The 17,640-nt window shown below is 77.9% G+C and carries 15 protein-coding genes; 6 read left to right on the plus strand and 9 right to left on the minus strand.

The genetic code is table 11. The features are described from left to right. Positions 1-14 precede the first annotated feature (14 nt). Positions 15-2,228 carry an alkaline phosphatase family protein gene (locus ACH4SE_RS22330; protein ID WP_398545165.1) on the minus strand — a complete coding sequence of 738 codons (2,214 nt, stop codon included), beginning with the start codon at positions 2,226-2,228 and terminating at the stop codon, positions 15-17. A 233-nt stretch (positions 2,229-2,461) separates the two neighbouring features. On the opposite strand from ACH4SE_RS22330, the gene ACH4SE_RS22335 reads away from it, so the two are divergent. Beyond that, entirely contained in the window at positions 2,462-3,256 is a 795-nt protein-coding gene (locus ACH4SE_RS22335) for an MBL fold metallo-hydrolase (protein ID WP_398545166.1), read from the plus strand. After that, positions 3,253-3,876: a DedA family protein gene (locus ACH4SE_RS22340; RefSeq protein ID WP_398545167.1), complete on the plus strand. Its 624-nt coding sequence runs from the start codon at positions 3,253-3,255 to the stop codon at positions 3,874-3,876. The genes ACH4SE_RS22335 and ACH4SE_RS22340 overlap by 4 nt, the downstream gene beginning before the upstream one ends. 148 nt (positions 3,877-4,024) lie before the next feature. Here the strand turns inward: ACH4SE_RS22340 and ACH4SE_RS22345 are convergent, their stop codons facing one another. The 3 genes from ACH4SE_RS22345 to ACH4SE_RS22355 form a co-directional block, all read right to left on the minus strand. Next, the gene (locus tag ACH4SE_RS22345; RefSeq protein WP_398545168.1) at positions 4,025-5,053 is read right to left on the minus strand and encodes an MBL fold metallo-hydrolase; all 1,029 of its coding nucleotides are present in this window, start codon (positions 5,051-5,053) and stop codon (positions 4,025-4,027) included. Between the two features lie 90 nt (positions 5,054-5,143). Next, positions 5,144-6,355, minus strand: a complete 1,212-nt coding sequence (locus tag ACH4SE_RS22350) for an aminotransferase class I/II-fold pyridoxal phosphate-dependent enzyme (protein WP_398545169.1) — start codon at positions 6,353-6,355, stop codon at positions 5,144-5,146. A 205-nt stretch (positions 6,356-6,560) separates the two neighbouring features. Further along, positions 6,561-7,229, minus strand: coding sequence for an HAD family hydrolase (locus ACH4SE_RS22355; RefSeq protein ID WP_398545170.1), 669 nt, complete (start codon positions 7,227-7,229; stop codon positions 6,561-6,563). 54 nt (positions 7,230-7,283) lie between these two features. Between ACH4SE_RS22355 and ACH4SE_RS22360 the strand changes: the two genes are divergently transcribed. Continuing rightward, complete coding sequence (locus tag ACH4SE_RS22360) at positions 7,284-8,786, plus strand: phosphatase PAP2 family protein (RefSeq protein ID WP_398545171.1); 1,503 nt, start codon at positions 7,284-7,286, stop codon at positions 8,784-8,786. Between the two features lie 42 nt (positions 8,787-8,828). On the opposite strand, the gene ACH4SE_RS22365 is transcribed toward ACH4SE_RS22360, so the two are convergent. The 3 genes from ACH4SE_RS22365 to ACH4SE_RS22375 all read right to left on the minus strand — a co-directional run bounded on the left by ACH4SE_RS22365 (position 8,829) and on the right by ACH4SE_RS22375 (position 12,701). Next, complete coding sequence (locus ACH4SE_RS22365; RefSeq protein WP_398545172.1) at positions 8,829-9,248, minus strand: SseB family protein; 420 nt, start codon at positions 9,246-9,248, stop codon at positions 8,829-8,831. Between the two features lie 194 nt (positions 9,249-9,442). Further along, positions 9,443-10,510 carry an RNA ligase (ATP) gene (locus tag ACH4SE_RS22370; RefSeq protein ID WP_398545173.1) on the minus strand — a complete coding sequence of 356 codons (1,068 nt, stop codon included), beginning with the start codon at positions 10,508-10,510 and terminating at the stop codon, positions 9,443-9,445. 133 nt (positions 10,511-10,643) lie between these two features. Beyond that, the gene (locus ACH4SE_RS22375) at positions 10,644-12,701 is read right to left on the minus strand and encodes a DUF5107 domain-containing protein (protein ID WP_398545174.1); all 2,058 of its coding nucleotides are present in this window, start codon (positions 12,699-12,701) and stop codon (positions 10,644-10,646) included. Between the two features lie 246 nt (positions 12,702-12,947). Between ACH4SE_RS22375 and ACH4SE_RS22380 the strand changes: the two genes are divergently transcribed. The 3 genes from ACH4SE_RS22380 to ACH4SE_RS22390 all read left to right on the plus strand — a co-directional run bounded on the left by ACH4SE_RS22380 (position 12,948) and on the right by ACH4SE_RS22390 (position 14,949). Then, complete coding sequence (locus tag ACH4SE_RS22380; protein WP_398545175.1) at positions 12,948-13,847, plus strand: maleylpyruvate isomerase N-terminal domain-containing protein; 900 nt, start codon at positions 12,948-12,950, stop codon at positions 13,845-13,847. A 211-nt stretch (positions 13,848-14,058) separates the two neighbouring features. Beyond that, positions 14,059-14,526 carry a hypothetical protein gene (locus ACH4SE_RS22385; protein ID WP_398545176.1) on the plus strand — a complete coding sequence of 156 codons (468 nt, stop codon included), beginning with the start codon at positions 14,059-14,061 and terminating at the stop codon, positions 14,524-14,526. 9 nt (positions 14,527-14,535) lie between these two features. Then, the gene (locus ACH4SE_RS22390) at positions 14,536-14,949 is read left to right on the plus strand and encodes an ankyrin repeat domain-containing protein (RefSeq protein WP_398545177.1); all 414 of its coding nucleotides are present in this window, start codon (positions 14,536-14,538) and stop codon (positions 14,947-14,949) included. 28 nt (positions 14,950-14,977) lie between these two features. On the opposite strand, the gene alc is transcribed toward ACH4SE_RS22390, so the two are convergent. Both alc and ACH4SE_RS22400 read right to left on the minus strand, forming a co-directional pair. Then, positions 14,978-16,237, minus strand: a complete 1,260-nt coding sequence (gene alc, locus ACH4SE_RS22395) for an allantoicase (RefSeq protein ID WP_398545178.1) — start codon at positions 16,235-16,237, stop codon at positions 14,978-14,980. Positions 16,238-16,331: 94 nt separating this feature from the next. Further along, complete coding sequence (locus ACH4SE_RS22400; protein ID WP_398545179.1) at positions 16,332-17,306, minus strand: AraC family transcriptional regulator; 975 nt, start codon at positions 17,304-17,306, stop codon at positions 16,332-16,334. Between the last annotated feature and the right edge of the window lie 334 nt (positions 17,307-17,640).

Below are 17,640 nucleotides of genomic sequence, written 5' to 3' on the forward strand. Positions count from 1 at the left end.
GGGACCGGGGCGGATCAGGGGCGGGCCGCGGTGTCCGGGGCGCGCGGGACCGGGCGCCGTGCCGCGGGCACGCACCCGCGGGCGGTCCGGGCGGCGGGCTCCACGGCGGGTCCGGCCACGGCGGGCTCCGCCGCGGGGACCGGTACCGGTCCGGCCACGGCGGGCTCCACAACCGGTGCCAGCCAGCCGTGGAAGAGCGCGTGCAGCGCCTCCGCCCCGACCAGCGGCCCCTGCGGCAGCGGCAGATCGGCCGGCGAGAGGAGGAAGGGGTGCGACTGCGGGCCGCCCAGCCCGCCGTGCGAGCCGGCCTGCTCCTCGAAGGCGTGCACGCTGCCGCGCGCGTCCACCGCGGAGTTGACCATCAGATCGGCGGTGTGCGGGAAGCCGTCCGCCCGCAGCACCGCCGCCGCGGCACCGGGCCCGAAGCGGGCCAGCGGATCGGGCCCCGTGACCCGGCCGGTGGCGAGTTCGTGCTCGCCGCCGTCCGCGCCGAGCACCAGCGGACCGCGCTCGGCGCTGCGCACCAGCACGAAGCCGACACCCGGGTGCGCGGTCAGCGCGGGCAGCAGACCGGGGCTGCGGCGGCTGATCTCCTCCAGCGTCGCCCGCCCCGGGATGTCCGGGAAGGCCACCAGGCCGAGGTTGCCCGACGCGAGCACGACCGGCTCGGACCGCGGGCCCCCGCACTCCGCCTCCTCCGGCGCCCGCCGCCCGCGCTCCGGCCGGCGCAGCGCGCTGCGGGCCGCCGCACGCGCCTCCGTGCCCGTGCGCCGCCGGTGCCCGTGGCTCGCCGGCGGCAGCCCGCACCCGCGGCGGACCACCTCGCGCAGCCCCTCGCCGTACGTGTCCTCGAACGTCGCGCCACCGCTCTGCCCGTGGTCGGACAGCAGCACGAAGCGGTAGGCGCGGGGGGCGTAGCGCGCGGCGCCGGCGATCAGCCGGATCGAGCGGTCCAGCCGCGCGAGGACCTTGCGGGCGTCCCGGCTGTGCGGGCCCGAGTGGTGCGCCACCTCGTCGTAGGCGACCAGGTCGGCGTACACGGCTGTGCGCCCGGCGAGCATGTCGCCGACCACCGCGGCCACCGCCACGTCCCGCTCCACGACGGTGGCGAAGGCCCGCAGCACCGGGTACAGCCCGCCGCGGCCGATCCGCGGCCGGTCCCCGCGCAGCCGCGACGCCGTCGACTCGCCGATCTCCCGCCCCACCTCGGCGGCGAAGGACCAGGCCGTGCGGACCGCGTTCGCCGGGTCCGAGAAGTACGCGAAGTAGCCGGAGCGCGAGCGGCTGAACTTGCCGCGCTGCGCCGCGACCGACATCACGAGGGCCGACTGCTCGGCCCCGCCGGTGAAGAGGTTGCCGCGGCTCGCGCCGTCCGCCGCCAGCAGCCCCGGGCAGCCGGTGCGGGCCACCGCCCGGCGCTCCAGCTCGGCCGCGCTGGACGGGCGGTTGCACACCATGACCTGCCCGGTCTCCTTCTCGAACCACCGGAAGGCGGGCACGTCGTGGTTGCTGCCGTGCAGGATCGCGAGCTGGCTCGCGCCCGTCTGGCTGCTCCAGTCCGTACGCCACGCGGTCAGCCGGTGGGTGCCGTCCGCGAGCCAGCCCGCGAGCGTCGGCATCGCCGGGGAGCCGCCGGTGAGCGCGTCGCGCAGCACGTCGTGGCCGACGCCGTCGAGCTGGAGGAAGACCGTGCCGGGCGACACCGGCGGCGGCGGGTCGCCCGCCCGGCGCCGCCGCCGGCCCGCGAGCCGTGCCAGCCGCCGCCCGTAGGCGGCGTCGTCCCGCACGGCGAGCGCGGTGCTCGTCGCGGACGAGGCCGCGGACATCACCGCCGCGATCACCACGGCCGTCGCGGGCGTGACCTCGCCGCGGCCGCCCGGCGTGAGGTCGAGCGCGACCAGCAGCAGGGAGCCGTTGAGGAAGAACACGAGCGCGCCCAGCACCAGCGCGGGCACCAGCAGCAGCGCTCTGACCAGCAGCGGCCACACCAGGGCGCTCAGCACGCCGAAGGCGCCCGCGCCGTACGCCGCCGTCACGGCGATCTGCGTCGGGCTGTCCCCGCTCGGCGCCTCGATCCGGAAGTCCGGCAGCAGCCAGGCCAGCACGGCGAGGGTGGCGGTGGCGACCGTCCACACGACGACGACACGCCCGGCCGCCCGCAGAGCAGCGCGCCCCGCGGCCCGTTCCCGCTTCCCACCCGGCTGAGGCACGGCTCCACCCTGCCACATGCCCCGCGGGACCTGCGCGGACGTCCCCGCGGCTCGCTCCTCCCGGCCCGTGGGCGGGGCGGAAGGGCCCGGGGCGGAGGGGGGACCCGCGGCCGTTCCCGGGCCGTCCCGCGCCCCCGGGCCGGCCTCCGCGCGGCCCGCACGGAGGGCCGGGCAGGCCGTGCGGGCCTGGTGGGAACGGGCTGCGGGGCGCGGCGTACGGTGCGGGGAGGGGTGGTGAGAGGAGTGGGGCCGTGGGCGTGGAGATCACGTGGTGGGGGCACGCGACGGTGGGCGTGCGGGACTCCGGGGTGACGGTGCTGACCGATCCGGTGTTCGCGCGGCGGCTCGCGCACCTGCGGCGGCGCCGTGGGGACGTGCCGCCGGCCGGGGCGGCGCGGGCCGACGTCGTCCTCGTCTCGCACCTGCACGCCGACCACCTGCACGTCGGATCGCTGGCCCGGCTCGCCCCCGGCACACCGGTGCTGCTGCCGCGGGGCGCCGGCGCGGCCGTGCCGGCGCTGCGGCGGGTACGGGACCGGCTGCGGCTGACCGAGGTGGCGCCCGGTGACACCTTCGCCGCCGGTGCGGTGACCGTGCGCGTCGTGCCCGCCGCGCACGACGGGCGGCGCGTGCCGTTCGGGCCGCAGCGGGCGCCCGCGCTCGGATACGTCGTGGAGGGCGCCGCGCGCACGTACTTCGCCGGTGACACCGGGCTCTTCGACGGCATGGCCGAGGCCGTGGGGCCGTGCGACGCCGCGCTGCTCCCGGTCGGCGGCTGGGGCCCCTTCCTCGGCCACGGCCACCTCGACCCCGCGCGCGCCGCCCGGGCCGTCGCCCGGCTGCGGCCGCGGGTCGCGGTGCCGGTGCACTACGGGACGTTCTGGCCGATCGGGATGGACGCCGTGCGGCCGCACGAATTCCACTCGCCCGGCGAGGAATTCGCGCGGCTCGCCGCCCGGACGGCGCCGCGCGTCGCCGTGCACTGCCTCGCACACGGCGGGAGCGTGGTCCTCCCCGACGCCGCGGGGCGGGGGACGTCCGGGTGATCGCGTTCCTGGCCACGGCCGCGGCCACCCGCCCGCCGTCCTCCGAGAGCACCCAGCAGGCCGTCGGCTACCCCTCGCTCTTCCTGCTCGTGGTGCTGGGCTCGCTGGTGCCCGTCGTGCCGACCGGGGCGATCGTGTCCGGCGCCGCGGTGGTCGCCTTCCACCAGACCGACCCCTTCGCCCTGCTCGGCGTCTTCTGCGTCGCCTCGTTCGCGGCGCTCACCGGCGACGTGGGCCTCTATCTGCTGGGGCTGCGCGGTGCGCGGTCCCGCGGCGGGTCGCGGTGGCTGCGGCGGCTCCAGGAGCGGGCGGACGAGCGGACGCTCGCGACGGCGCAGCGGCGGCTGGAGGAGCACGGGGCCGCCGTGCTCGTGCTCTCCCGGCTGGTGCCGGCGGGGCGGATCCCGGTCATGGTCGCGTGCCTGCTCGCGGGGATGCCGCTGCGGAGGTTCGTGCGGGGTGACGTCTTCGCGTGCGTGGCGTGGGCGGCGACGTACCAGCTCATCGGGATCCTGGGCGGCTCCCTCTTCCCCGAGCCCTGGCAGGGCGTGGCCCTCGCCGTCGGCCTGACCTTCGCGATCGCCGGCGTCCCGGCCCTCCTCCGCCGCGTGCGGTCCTGACGGCCGGGAGGCCCCGGGCCCGCCCCCACGGCCTTCCCGCCGTCGCGGCTCGCGGGGTTCACCGCCGCCCCGGGCCGCCCCCTGCGCGGCACGCGCCGCCCTCTCCCGCTCCGGCGGCGCGGGGACAAAAGCGCCCGCGTACCGCGCCTCAGGGGGTGGCCCGGGGCGTCCTCGGCGTCCCGTGGACGACACGGGACGCCCCGACGGGGAGGTCCCAGAGGGAGGCGCGGGGCAGGCCGGCGGCGTCCCAGGCGGCGTGGAGGCGGGTGAGCGGTTCGAGCGGCGGCTCCCCGGAGAGCAGGAACGTCGCCCAGTGCATGGGCGCCATGACCGCGGCCCCGAGGTCGAGGAAGGCCTGCACGGCTTCCTCCGGGTCGACGTGCACCGCCTTGAGCAGCCGGCGCGGCGCGTACGCCCCGATGGGCAGCAGCGCCACGTCGATCCCGGGATAGGCGCGCCCGATCCGCGCGAAGCAGTCCCCGTACCCGGTGTCCCCGGCGAAGTAGAGCCGGGGCCCGGCGGGGTCGGTGATGACCCAGCCGCCCCACAGCGAGCGGCAGGTGTCGGTGAGGGCGCGCCTGCTCCAGTGGTGGGCGGGCACGAAGCCGAAGCGGACGCCGCCGATCTCGGTGGCCTCCCACCAGTCGAGTTCCGTGACCCGGGAGAAGCCCCGGCGGCGGCACCAGGCGCCGAGCCCGGCGGGCACGAGCAGCGGGGTGCTGCGCGGGAGCCGGCGCAGGGTGGGGGCGTCGAGGTGGTCGTAGTGGTTGTGGCTGATGACGACCGCGTCGACGGGCGGCAGCTCCTCCCAGGGCACGCCCACCGGTGTGACACGGGCGGGCGTCGCCGGGATGCGGCGCGACCAGACGGGGTCGGTGAGCACGGTCAGGCCCCCGACACGCAGCACCCAGCTGGCGTGTCCGGCCCAGGTCACCGCGAGGGTTCCGGGCCCGGCGTCGGGCAGCGGGCCGGGGTCCACGGGCAGCAGCGGCACCTGGCGCAGGGTGTCGGCGGGCGGGCGGACGACGCATTCGCGGACGGCGCGGACGAGCGTGCGCAGCCCCGGCCGGGGCTCGGTGAGCCGGTCGGCGAAGGATTTCGGCCAGGTCCTGCGCTCGCCCTGCGGGCGCGGCGCGGGCGCGGTGGTGGCCGGCATCCGTTCGCTCTGATCGGTCATCGGGACTCCGTGCGGGGTGCGGGTTCGTGCGGTCGGTGCTCCGGCGGGTCGGTTTGCCGCGGGGATACGCGCTGACGCCTCGAACGTAAGTCAGGCCGGGCCGCCCCGCGATCCCACGCCCGCCGAACCGCTGACCGCGTCCGTGCCGGTCAGCGCCGCGACGGCGGCGCCGAGCGCGGCGAGGGCCGCCGCCACGTGGGGGACGGCGAGCGGGTCGGCGGCGGTGAGCGCGGTGCGGCGCTCGTGGTCGGTGCGGCCGTGCAGCGCGCCGGTGGCGATCCTGACCCGGGGCTCGGCGGGGTCGTCGCCGAAGCGGTGGCCGCCGGGGACGGCGCGGCCCAGGGCCGCGCCGAGGCGCGCTTCGAGGGCGGGCGCGTCAAGCCCGGGGGCGTCGAGCCGCGGGTAGAGGGAGAAGCCGGCCTTCGGGGGCCGGCACACGCCGCCCGCGCCGGTGACCGCCCGGTGCGCGGCGGCGGCGGTGCGGGCGTGCAGGCGGTTCGCGGCGGCGGCGAAGGCGGTGACCTCGGCCGGCTCGGTGAGGACGTACGCGGCCGCGGCGGCGACGGGCGCGGGCAGGACGGCGCGCAGCGCGGCGAGGGCGGCGGCGGTGCGCTGCCGCCACGCGGTGCCGTGCGCGGTGGCGGGGAAGCGGGCGAGGGCGCACGGCACGCCGGCGGGGACGAGGGTGGCGCCCAGGTCGGTGAGCACCACCGTGTGGTCGGGGAGCATCTCGGCGGGGCTGAGCAGCACGGTGTCGCGGTGGTGCAGGGTGCCGGAGTAGGTCTCGTCGGAGACGATCAGGAGCCCGGCCTCCGCGGCCGCCTCGCACGTCTCGTGCAGCAGTTCGGGCGCGGTGACGGTGCCGGTGGGGTCGTCGGCCGCGGACAGCACGAGCATCCGCGGGTCCGCACCGGCGGCGCGCGCCCGGCGGACGGCCTCCAGCAGCGCGAACGGGTCGGGCACCCCGCCGCCCTCCGGCGCGCTCGGCACGGCGTGCACGGGCCGGCCGACGACCGCGGCGACGGGGGCCTGCCACGCGGGCGCGGGGCGCGCGAGGACGGGATCGCCGCCGGCGGCGGCGAGCAGCGCGAGCAGCAGCGGTTCCGCGCCGGGTGCGGCGAGCACCTGGGAGGGGCCGCTCCACAGGCCCCGCCGGGTGAAGTAGCCGCAGGCGGCGTCCAGCAGCCGGGACCCGCCGCCCGGTGCGTCGCTGCCCGAGGCGGCGGACAGGTGGGCGTCCCAGTACGCGGGCACCGGCAGGCCGGGGTCGGGCCGGCCTCCGTACGGCACGCTGATCGCCATGTGCGCACCTCCGCTCGGCGCTCCGCGGGGTCGCCCCCGAGGAGGTGGACGCCCCACGAGGCCACCCTCCCTCGCTCCGGCGCTTCCTGCCACCGGCGGGGCGGGGCGCCCCCGGGCCGCCCTTCCCCGCCGTCGTGGCCGGTCGCGCGGTCCCCGCCGCCCCCGCGCCCACCGGTGGCGGGGGTTCCGGGGGCTCCGGGCGGGGTCAGAGGCCCAGGAGGGCGGGGAGGGCGCGCATGTCGGTGAAGAGGGTGGTGCCGGGGCCGGCGAGGCGGGGGGCGGGGATGAGGCCGCCGACGTACGCGAAGGCGGGGATGCCGGCGGCGCGGGCGGCGGCGATGCCGTGGGGGCTGTCCTCGACGACGGCGCAGCGGGCGGGCGGGACGCCGAGGGTGCGGGCGGCGTGCAGGAAGAGGTCGGGGGCGGGTTTGCCGCGGGGGACGTCTTCGGCGCTGAAGATGCGGCCCGCGAAGCGGTCGTGGAGGCCGGTCCGGCCGAGGGTGCGGCGCAGCCCCTCGTGACCGGTGCTGGACGCGACACACATGGGCACCCCGCGGGCGGCGAGCGCGTCGAGGGCGGCCTCGATGCCGTCGACGGCCGTCAGCCCGGCGTCGAGGGCGGCGCGCACCCGGCGGCGCCATTCGGTGTCCCAGCCGTCCGGTAGCGGGCGGCCGAGGTGCGCGGCGATGTCGGCGCCGATGTCCGCGAAGGACCGGCCGACGAGGAGCTCGACGGCCTCCTCCCGGGACACGGGCCGGCCCAGGGCGGCGAGCATCTCCACGTCGATGTCGACGACGAGCCGCTCACTGTCGACGAGAACGCCGTCGCAGTCGAAGATGACCAGGTCGGGGGGCTGCACGGGGCCGTGGTTCACCCGCGTGAGCGTACCGGGTGCGTGCGCGGCCCGGCGCAGGGTAACCGATCCCGCATGGTTGCACAGGGACACCCTGCCCGCGGTGGACGCGGCTGGAAGGCGTGGGACGCGGCGCTGTTCGCCGCAGTGGCTCGGCAGCGCTGGCCCGGTGCCGAGCCGGTGCTGCCCCGGCTGAGCCGGGCGGCGGACCACGGCCGGCTGTGGGGCGCGGTGGCGGCGGGCATGGCGGTCGCCGGCGGGCGCGACGGGCGGCGGGCGGCGCTGCGGGCCGCGGGGTCGCTGGCCCTGGCGTCGCTGGTCGCGAACACGGCCGGCAAGGGCGCCTTCCGCCGGGCGCGGCCGCTGCTGGACGCCGTCCCGGTGATACGTCAGCTGCGCAGGCAGCCCGTGACCTCGTCCTTCCCCTCGGGGCACTCGGCGTCGGCGGCCGCCTTCGCGGCCGGGGCGGCACTGGAGTCGCCGGGGTGGGGCGCGGCCGTCGCGCCGGTCGCCGCGAGCGTGGCCTTCTCCCGCGTCTACACCGGTGTCCACTATCCGAGTGACGTCCTGGCGGGCTGCGCGCTCGGCGTGGGGGCCGCGCTGGTGGTGCGGGCGCTGCTGCCGCCCGCGCCGGGCACCCCGGACCAGGGGCCCGCCACGCGGGTGCCGTTCCTGCCCGAGGGGCGCGGGCTGCACGTGGTGGTGAACACCGCCTCCGGCCCTCCGCCCCTGCTGACGGCGCCCGCGGTGCGGATCGCCGGGGCGCTGCCGCAGGCCTGCGTCGACGAGTGCACCGAGGACGACGACCTGGCGGAGCTGCTGGAGAAGGCGGCGACCGCCGCCGCGGCGCGGGACGGCGCGCTGGGGGTGTGCGGCGGCGACGGCACGGTGCGGCTCGCGGCGGCGGTCGCGCTGCGGCACGGGCTGCCGCTGGCGGTCTTCCCGGGCGGGACGTTCAACCACTTCGCCGGGGATCTGGGCCTGCGCAGCGTGGAGGAGACGGCGGCGGCGGTCCTGGAGCAGCGGGCCGGGAAGGTGGACGTGGCGGCCACCACGGCGCTGGGCACCGGTTCGGTGGAGGTGGCCGAGCCCTTCCTGAACACCTTCAGCATCGGCTCGTACCCGGATCTGGTGCGGGTGCGCGAGCGCTGGTCGCGGCGGGTCGGGGCGTGGCCGGCGAGCGTGCTGGCCGCCGTCCACGTGCTGCGGACGTGCCGTCCGGTGGATGTGGAGATCAACGGCCGCAGGCGCTCGGTGTGGCTCCTCTTCGCGGGGAACTGCCGGTACTCGAGCCTGGGCCCGGCGCCGGTGCGCCGCCGCGACCTGACCGACGGGCGGCTGGACGTGCGGATCGTCTCCGGCGGGAGGTTCGCCAGGACGCGGCTGCTGGGCGCGGCCCTGACGGGCGTGCTCGCCCGGACCCCGGTGTACGAGACCGCGCTGGTGCGGCGGCTGCGGGTGCGGGTGCCGGGTGACGGAGTGCACCTGGCGTGCGACGGGGAGGTGACCGCGGCGCCGCGGGAACTGCTGCTCGACAAGGTGCCGGGCGGTCTCGTGGTCTACCGCGGACGCGGCTGAGCGCGGCGGTCCGGCCCCGCGGGGCCGGACCGCCGGCCGGGGTCAGTTGCTGCCGCCGATGAGCCCGGCGAGGGCGCGCACACCCTGGCCGGAGATGCTGAGGGAGTCGGCGTTGCCGGTGTCGATGGACAGGATCAGGTCGTCGGAGGGCCAGGCGCCGCTGAGCGCCGCGAGCTGGACCAGCCGGTAGCGGCGGGTGGTGGGCAGGGCCTCGGCCATCCGGGTCTCCGAGGTGAAGACGGGGACGAGCTGCCGGCCGTCGTCCTGCTCGTAGACGGGCAGCTGGATCTCCCGCGGGAGTTCGGCGCCGCCGGGCTGCTCGTCGCCGCCCGGCACCGGCAGCAGCACGTCGCTCACCGCAAGGGTGCTGAGGGCGACGACGTTCTCGCTGCCGCTCGCGATCTCGTGCAGCGCGCGCTGGGCGGGGGGAAGGGCGCCGTCGGGGCTCATGTCGTCGGTCATCGCTGAGGTCCTCTCGCCGCGGGGGCGGGTCTGCGGCCGCCGGCCGGACCCGCGGCCGCGTGGTCGGGCTTACGCGTGCGGTTGTCTCGCTGACCCCCGCCGCGTACCCGTCCCCGGCCCGTCCATGCGGGACCGGGCGCCGGAAACGGCGCGGGCCCGGCCCGGGCGTGCCGGTGCCGGGCCCGCGCGGGGCCTCACTCGTACTCGGTACCGCCCTTGCGGGTCAGGTACGCGTCGCCGACCACCTTGGCGATGGCCCGGCCGCCGACGACGGGGCTGTACGTGCCGTCTGCGGTACGGACGACCACGCCCTCGCGGATGTGCACCTCGCGGCCGGAGACCGTCTCACGGCCCTGCGCGAGCTCCAGCACCCGGTCCAGGTCGAAGGGGCCGTGGTAGAGCCGCGGGACGAGCGGCAGGTCGCCGACCGGCAGCTCCGCCGGATCCAGCCAGCACAGCCGGCCGTCGATGTCGGCGCACACGTCGAAGGCGGCGTAGCCGGGCAGTTCGCGGCGCGCGTCGACGCCGTAGCCGAGGTCCTGGACACCGCCGCCGTAGACCTCGCCGTAGATGCCGATCCGGGCCGCGCCGAGGGTGCGGGCCAGCTCCGCGGCGAGTTCGGGCAGGCCGTAGCCGCGGACGGCGCGCCAGTAGAGGTTGCCGGGGGCCTCGGTGAGGGCGAGGCGCTGCGAGCCGAGGCCCTTGGACGTCACGTGGACGGCGCCGTCTTCCGCGTAGTACGTGAGGCAGCAGGCGGTGCCGTGCAGCTTCTCGGTGACGGTGACGAGGTCGCCGGCGGCGAAGATGCCGGGGTGGCGCTTGAGGTTCTCGATGTCGGTCCAGGGCAGCAGGTCGGGCGCGGACTCGACGTCGCCGCTCATCGACACCGGCACCGGCGGCACCCACTTGGTGATGCCGAGCGCCTCCGCGAAGTCCTCGCCCTCGGCGGCGGCGCGTTCCAGGTCGGTGCCGCCCAGTGCGGCCGGGCGGCAGACGATGCCCTGCGACAGCTCCCCGCGCAGCCGTACCGCCTTGACGCGGTTGGCGGCGCTGCCCGCGAGCCGTCCGGTCAGGCCCAGCTCGCCGATCAGCGGATCGGGCAGGACGGCCTGCTCGGGGATGTAGACGGCGAAGTCCCCGGTGCGGAAGGCACCCTTGGCGACGACCGCGCGGTACAGGCCGACCTGCGCCAGCTCCAGTGCGTCGGCGTTCGGATGCTCCGTGACGGTGAGCCGCTCGGCGGTCACCCGCAGTGTGGACATGGCTGTCCCCTCCCCCGGTGGTGTGCTGGTGGTCGCCCCCGGACCGGCCGGGGGCGCGCAGACCACTGTGGCCGCACGGGTCACGCGCGGGCCAACGGTTTTCCCCGTGGGAGGGGCGGCAGGTGACGGCCGGTCAGCTCCCCTCGGGGCGCATCAGGAAGTCGTAGTGCGCCGGCAGCGGGTGCGCGGCGCGGGCCTTCGCCCGTACCGCGTCGGTGACCACGCCCTCCCCGGCGACCAGCCGCTCGGCCACCGCGGCCCAGGTGTCGCTCAGCTCCTCGGCGCCTTCCCGCAGGTCGGCGACGACGATGCCCTCGTCCAGCAGGGCGCGGGCGGCGGGGGCGTCGCCGAGGGCCAGCGCGGTACGGGCGCGCAGCAGCCGGATCCGGCCGTCGTCGAACGGGGCGCCGCCGTCGAGGGCGGGCGCGGCGAGCAGCCGCGCCGCCTCGTGCGCGCGGCCGGCGTCCAGCAGCACGGGGACGGCCTCGGCGAGCAGCGCGCGCTGCACGTCGCGCACCTGCGGACCGTACTGCGCGGCGGTGGCGGCCAGGTCGTCCCAGGCGGCGGTGTAGCGGTCGGCGGCCTGGCCGGCGCGGCCCTCGGTGACGTCGGCGACGGCGAGCGCGCGGGCCGCCCACGGCGAGGGGTGGGCGGCGAGCGAGCGCTCCCAGCTGCGCACGGCCTGCGCACGGTCGCCGGCGGCCCACTGGGCGATGCCGAGGTAGTAGTCGCGGAACCACTCGTTGCCGGGGTAGGTGTCGGCGGATTCCAGCAGCTCGCGCCACTGCGGGGCGACCAGGGCGGGGCCGGGCGCGGCGCCGGCCGGGGGCCGCGGGAAGACGCCGGCCAGCAGCAGTTCGAGCCAGGGCTTCTGCTGCTCGCCGAGCGTCGTGGCGTCGAAGGGCGTGCCGGGCAGCCGCAGGTGGCCGCGCTCGGCCTCCAGCGCACCCCAGCCGGATCCGGTGCGCAGGATCTCCTTGGGCTCGGCGTCGGCGTGCCCGAGCCAGTCGGCGTAGGCCGTGTCGACGGCGGCGCGGGGCAGCGCGGCCTCCAGCCGGGCCGCGGCCTCGGCGCGCGCGGCGCCCCAGTCGGCGCCGTGCACCGGCCCGGGATCGGCGGCCAGCGGGCCGTAGGCCTCAAGCCAGGACAGGTCGGTGTCGGCGGGCATCGGGATGTGCTCGAACTGGGTACGGGCCAGGCCCGCCTGGATCTCCAGGTAGCCGCCGGTGCCCGGTTCGGTGAGCCACTCCTGCCAGCGGCTGCCGCCGCGCCCGCGGCCCCACCAGAAGATCTTCCGGCCGCGCAGCAGGTCGGTGGAGGTCTGGACGAGGCCCTGCCCGTCGCCGTCGAGGGCCGCGATCCAGCGGCGGTCGTCACCGCGGATGTCGAGGAAGTAGTCGGCGGCGTGCTCCGAGCCACCGGGGTAGCTGACGTCGGCGCCGCCGGGCACGGGCACCGGCATGCCGACCTGCCGCAGCCGGCGCTCGTGCCCGAAGTGCCAGGCCGCCTGCGCGGGCGCCAGGACGCGGGTGCGGTCGGTGTCCGGCACCGCGGTGTTGGACCACCAGTACGCGGGCACGGTGCGGTCGTGCGGGTTGCGCACCCGGATGCCGACGTAGAGGAAGTCGGAGTCCTCCGGCAGCCAGAAGTCGATCTGGAAGGCCAGGTCGCGCAGCCGCTCCCACTCCCACAGCCGCAGCATCTCGCCGCCGTCCGGGGCGGGCACCTTGGCGGCGTGCAGCGGGGCGCAGGTGTGCGCGGCGTGGCCGGTGGCGCCGAGGTTCCACTCGACCCCGCCGGAGAACCAGGCGCCGGCCAGTGCGAAGTCGGCGGGCTGGAACACCGGGTTGCGGTAGAGGAGTTCGCGCCCGGTGGCCTTGTGGACGAGCGAGTACAGCCGGCCGCCGAGGCCGGGCAGCACGGTGGCGCGCAGCCGGCCGTTCTCGATCACGAGCGCGTCCAGGTCGGCGGGCGCGCGGTCCCGGCCGTAGGCGTCGAGGACGCGCACGGGCAGCACCGTGCGCAGCGGCGCGTAGCCGATCTGCCGGGCCATGTCGGCGGGCAGCCCCGCGAGGTCGGCCGGGTCGATCCGGTGCAGCTCGCTGTTCGGGTGCAGGGCGGGCAGCGGATTCTCCGGGCCGAGCGGGGCGGCCGGTATGCGCACCGTCGTGCTGGTCACGGTCGTAGCCAAGGCCACCTCATCCGGTTCTCGCTGGTGGGCCGCACCGCGCGGCTGCGGTGGGCCGCCCGCGGGGCGGGTGTGCCCCGCGGGTTGGACGATCACCATGGAACAGCCTCGGCGGCGCTGTGAACAGGCCCCCCTTGGCCGGGTTCGGTCAAAGCCCCGGGAGCCGCCCCTCGTTGCGGGGCGCGGGCGGACCGGACGAGCCGGGCGGCGGGGGACGGTGTGTCGTACGTCACTGCTACAACGGAGTACATGAAGACGCCCCCGCCGTCGTCGCCGTTGCCGTCCCGGCCCTCGCCTCCGTCGTCCTCCTCCCCCGGCTCCCCCGGCTCCCCCGGCAGCCCCGGCAGCCTGTCCGGCACCCCGTCCGCCGCAACGCCGCACCGGCCGGACGCCTTCGACGGCCGGCTCCGGCTGATCGAGGAGCGGTCCGCCGCGCTGCGGTCGGCGGTGCGCGCGGCGCCGGCGGGCGCGGGCGTCCCCGGCTGCCCGGACTGGACGGTGGCGGATCTGGTGGCGCACGTGGGGGCGACGCAGCGCTTCTGGGCCGCGGTCGTCGCCGCGAGCCCGGCCCGGCGGCCGCTCGCCGACCGGGAGGTGCCGCGGCGCGCCCCCGAGGGCGACCTGCTGGAGTGGTCGGCGGCCGGCACCGCGGAGCTGGTCGGGGCGCTGCGCGCCGCGGGGCCCGGGGCGCCGTGCTGGACGTGGTGGGCGGAGTCGGGGACCCGCGCCACGGCGGGGGCGGTGGCGCGGCAGCAGGTCCGGGAGGCGGCCGTGCACGCACGGGACGCGCAGGGGGCCGCGGGGGCGCCCGAGCCGGTGCCGGCGGAAGTGGCGCTGGACGCGCTGGACGAGATGCTGCACGCCGCCTTCGGCGCGATGGACGGCTGGCCGGACTCCCCCGCCCGGGTCGCCCTGGTGGCCGACGAGGGCCGCGCCTGGACGCTGATACTCGACGCGACGGGCGCCTCGGCGATCCGCGGCTCGGCGGGCGCGGGCCGCCCGGAGGCGGACGCGACGGTGTCCGCGCCCGCGAGCGACCTGCTGCTGGCGCTGCACCGCCGGCTGCCCTGGGACGAGGACGGCGCGCTGCGGGTCACCGGGGAGGCCGCCCTGGTCCGGCAACTGGCGGTCTGGTCGCCGCTGGGCTGACCACGTAATGTCCTGAGTGGGGGTGATGTCCATGTCAGGACGGCACCGGCACACGGCCCCGGCGGGCCGGGCGGTCCTCGTGTGGTTAGGGGCGGCGTGGCTGCCCCTGGCGGCAGCCTGCTCGGCGGGCGGCCACGGCGCCGCGCGGGACCCGGCGCCCCCCGCGGCCTCCCCCGGCCCGCCGGTCGGCAGCATCGCCCACCCCCGGCCAGTGACCTGCGCCGACGGCCGCACGACGGGAGCCGGCGGCAGCGCCGTGGACCGCCCGTGGGCCCCTGCCGTGCCGGCGGCGCCCACCGCGAAGGACGTCACGGTGGGCCCGCTCACCCTGCACGGCCTGCGGGCGCTGGAGGACGGCGACCAGGACGCGTACGGCGTCCACGACGCGGACGGCTGGCACTACACGACCGGCGCGACCCTCGGTTCCGGCGGCCCGGTCACCGTGCTGATCGGGGCCGAGCAGCGGGCCCGCGCCGGCCTGGAGTTCGGCGGGGACCAGGGCCTGGCGCCGGCCCCCGCGGTGACCTTCCAGGGCTGCCCCGGCGGGGCCACCTCCTACCTGGGGGCCTTCTTCGTCGCGGGCGACGGCCGGGCGTGCGTGCCGCTGGACATCCGAGCGGGTGACGGCGCGCCGCAGCGCGTGGTGATCTCCTTCTTCGCGGGCCCCTGCCCCGCTTAGTCTGAGCCCATGACGGAGCCGACCCCCGAGCAGGAACCCGCGCACGACCCGGAGGTCCTGCAACTCGCCTCCCAGGTCTTCGACCTGGCGCGGCAGGGCGACACCGACCGGCTCGCCGCCTACGTCGACGCGGGGGTCCCGGCGAACCTGACCAACGACCGCGGCGACACCCTGCTCATGCTGGCCGCCTACCACGGCCACGCGCCCGCCGTCAGGGCGCTGCTGGAGCGCGGGGCGGAGCCCGACCGGGCCAACGACCGCGGCCAGACCCCGCTGGCGGGGGCGGTCTTCAAGGGCGAGGACGACGTGGTCGCCGCGCTCGTCCAGGCGGGCGCCGACCCGGAGGCGGGAGCGCCCTCGGCCGTGGACACCGCCCGGATGTTCGGCAAGGACGCGCTGCTGGAGCTGTTCGGGGCCCGCTGACGGCCGGCCCCCTCGCGTGCGCCCGCCCTCAGGAGAGCGCGGCGTGGCGGGCGGCGAGCCGCCGCGCGCCCGCTCCGGTCAGCGAGCCGTGCAGCCGCAGCCGGGCGACACCGCCGTCCGGGAGGATGTCGAGCCGGGCGTGGGTCGCGGGCGTCGGGGGCGTCAGGAAGCGGTGGACGGTGTCCGGTTGCAGCCGTACCCGGCCGAGGAGCCGGGTCCAGGACGTGCTGTCACCGTCCGCGGCCTGCGGGGAGTCCCGGTCCTGCGGGGATTCACGGTCCTGCGGCGAGTCCCGGTCCTGCGGGGAGTTCTTGACCCACAGCTCGGCCCATCCGGCGGCGTTGCCCTTGAGGTAGCCGGTGTCGATCTCGACGGCGCGTATCTCACCCTGCTCCGCGAGCCGGTAGCAGATCCAGTCGTGGCCGCCGTCCCGCCGCCGCCGGGTCTCCCAGGCCTCGTCCATCCGCTGCGGGCGGCCGGGCAGCAGGGTGTTCTCGGGCGGCGAGTAGAAGCGGTCGGAGGCGTCCAGCACCCTGCCGCCGTTCTCCAGCGCCGCCAGGTCGAACGTCCCGAGCGCCGCGAGCCACGACGGGTCGGGCACCACCTCGCCGAGCACCCGCAGCCGGGCGACGCCGCCGTCCGGGTGCTGACGCAGCCGCAGGTGGGTGACACGGCGCTCGTGGTGGACGGCGAAGACGTTCTCCGCGTGCCCGCCCACGGGGGCGTGCCCGATCAGCCCGGTCCAGCGCACCGCCGGGTCGAGCAGCTCCTCGGGTGCGGCCGCCGGGTCGGCGGCGACCGCGTCCACGGAGACGGCCTGCGGGTGGTTGCCGCGGAAGTGCGCGGTGTCGACGACGACGGCGCGTACGACGCCGGGCGCGCCGAGCCGGATCAGCGCCCAGTCGTGGTCGCCCGGCAGGGGGTGCGGCAGGTCGGCGGACGGGCCGCGCCGGCGCCGGGTCTCCCAGCCGTCCATCACCTTGCCCTTGTGCCCGAAGCGCTCCGGGTCGAAGACGGCGGGGGCACGCAGCAGCAGGTTCTCGCGCTCGGCGAAGAACTCGTCGTTGGCGGCGGCCACCCCGGCGCCGAGCCGGCGGTCGGCGAGGTCCACCAGCCCTGTGAGGTCCGCGCGCGCGGCGGCGGCCGCGCGGTAGTCGGCGTAGGGGTTGCCGCCCGCGTAGGGGAGCGCGCCGCCGGTGAAGCCGGTCAGCGCGGTGAAGGTGGCCGCGGAGGCCGATCCCGTGCCCGGCCCCGCGTCCGGCCCCTTGCCCGATCCCGTGCCCGTCATACCGTGCCGCCTTCCGTCGCGTCGCTGCTGTCCGTGATCCCGTGCCGTGGCTCCCGTGCGCGTGCCTCCCGGGCGCGGTGCGTGCGGCCGCGGGCTACGAGGCCGCGGCGGTGCGTTCCCGGTACTGCTGCGGGCTGATGCCGCGTACCCGCTTGAAGGCCGCGCTGAGCGCGAACGGGCTGCCGTAGCCGACCTTGCGCGCGACCGCGGCGATCGTGGCGTCCGGCTCGCGCAGCAGGTCGGCGGCCAGGGCGAGGCGCCAGCCGGTGAGGTAGGCCATGGGCGGCTCGCCGACCAGCTCGGTGAAGCGGCGGCCGAGCGCGGCCCGCGAGACGCCGGTGCGCGCGGCGAGGTCCGCGACCGTCCAGGGGTGCGCGGGGTCGTCGTGCAGCAGCCGCAGCGTCGGCCCGACGACCGGGTCGGCCTGCGCGGCGTACCAGGCGGGGGCGGCGGCCTCGGGGCGCGCGAACCAGGCCCGCAGGACCGCGATGAGCAGCAGGTCCAGCAGCCGGTCGAGCACCACCTCCTGGCCGGGTTCGTCGCGTACGACCTCCTCGCCCAGCAGCGCGGGCAGCGGGCTGGACCAGGCCCCGGCGGGCAGCACCAGCACGCGCGGCAGCGCGGACAGCAGCCGACCGCCGATCTCGCCGCCCATCTCGTACGTGCCGGTGACCAGGACACCGCAGCCGGGCGGCAGTTCGCCGGGCCGGGCGGGGTCGGCGGGGACGTCGCCCCAGGTGCGCACCCCGAGGTCCATCCGCTCGCACAGCTCGACGCCCTCGGCCGTGGTGGACACCTGCCCGGGGTGGATGACGATCCGCGGCTCGGTGTCGGGGTCGCCCGCGATCGTGTAGGGCTCGGGGCCGCGGACCACGGCGATGTCGCCGGCGCCCAGCCGGCGCGGGGGGACGTCCCCGGTGCGTATCCACGCGTCGTTCTGCACGACGTGCACGAGCGTCAGCGGCGCCTCGTCGGCGATCCGCAGCGACCAGGGCGGCGTGAGGACGGAGCGCAGCAGGAAGGCGCCGTGCGCGCGCGGACCGTCCAGCAGGCTGGCCAGGGCATCCATGCGCACAGCCTAAGGGGTGTCCCGTGACCCCCGGCGGGCGTGCGGCGACGGCCACGGCACCTCACGGCGTCGCCGGGCCGGGCGGAACGCGGCCCGTGACGAGGACGCCCCTCCGCCGTGCGGGGCACGGCATCCGGCGCCGCTCGCCGCTCCGCCGGGGATCCCGGGACATCCCCCGGGCCTGGACGCACGCGTATGCGGATGAGCTTCTCGGCGATGGCCGGGCGGCGGGGGCCGCGGGTTGACTGGGGTCATGACGCAGACGCCGCAGACGGCCCCGCACGCACCGTGGAAGTCCCCCGCGGGGACCGCTCCGTTCACGCCGACGTCCTAC

Source organism: Streptomyces sp. NPDC020983 (assembly GCF_044333485.1).
Taxonomy (GTDB): domain Bacteria; phylum Actinomycetota; class Actinomycetes; order Streptomycetales; family Streptomycetaceae; genus Actinacidiphila.

Excerpts from the sequence above, each read along its gene's own strand:
- ACH4SE_RS22330 (WP_398545165.1), bottom strand. The coding sequence starts at position 2,228 with ATGTGGCAGGGTGGAGCCGTGCCTCAGCCGGGTGGGAAGCGGGAACGG.
- ACH4SE_RS22345 (WP_398545168.1), bottom strand. The coding sequence starts at position 5,053 with ATGACCGATCAGAGCGAACGGATGCCGGCCACCACCGCGCCCGCGCCG.
- ACH4SE_RS22350 (WP_398545169.1), bottom strand. The coding sequence starts at position 6,355 with ATGGCGATCAGCGTGCCGTACGGAGGCCGGCCCGACCCCGGCCTGCCG.
- ACH4SE_RS22360 (WP_398545171.1), top strand. The coding sequence starts at position 7,284 with ATGGTTGCACAGGGACACCCTGCCCGCGGTGGACGCGGCTGGAAGGCG.
- ACH4SE_RS22365 (WP_398545172.1), bottom strand. The coding sequence starts at position 9,248 with ATGACCGACGACATGAGCCCCGACGGCGCCCTTCCCCCCGCCCAGCGC.
- ACH4SE_RS22370 (WP_398545173.1), bottom strand. The coding sequence starts at position 10,510 with ATGTCCACACTGCGGGTGACCGCCGAGCGGCTCACCGTCACGGAGCAT.
- ACH4SE_RS22380 (WP_398545175.1), top strand. The coding sequence starts at position 12,948 with ATGAAGACGCCCCCGCCGTCGTCGCCGTTGCCGTCCCGGCCCTCGCCT.
- ACH4SE_RS22390 (WP_398545177.1), top strand. The coding sequence starts at position 14,536 with ATGACGGAGCCGACCCCCGAGCAGGAACCCGCGCACGACCCGGAGGTC.
- alc (WP_398545178.1), bottom strand. The coding sequence starts at position 16,237 with ATGACGGGCACGGGATCGGGCAAGGGGCCGGACGCGGGGCCGGGCACG.
- ACH4SE_RS22400 (WP_398545179.1), bottom strand. The coding sequence starts at position 17,306 with ATGGATGCCCTGGCCAGCCTGCTGGACGGTCCGCGCGCGCACGGCGCC.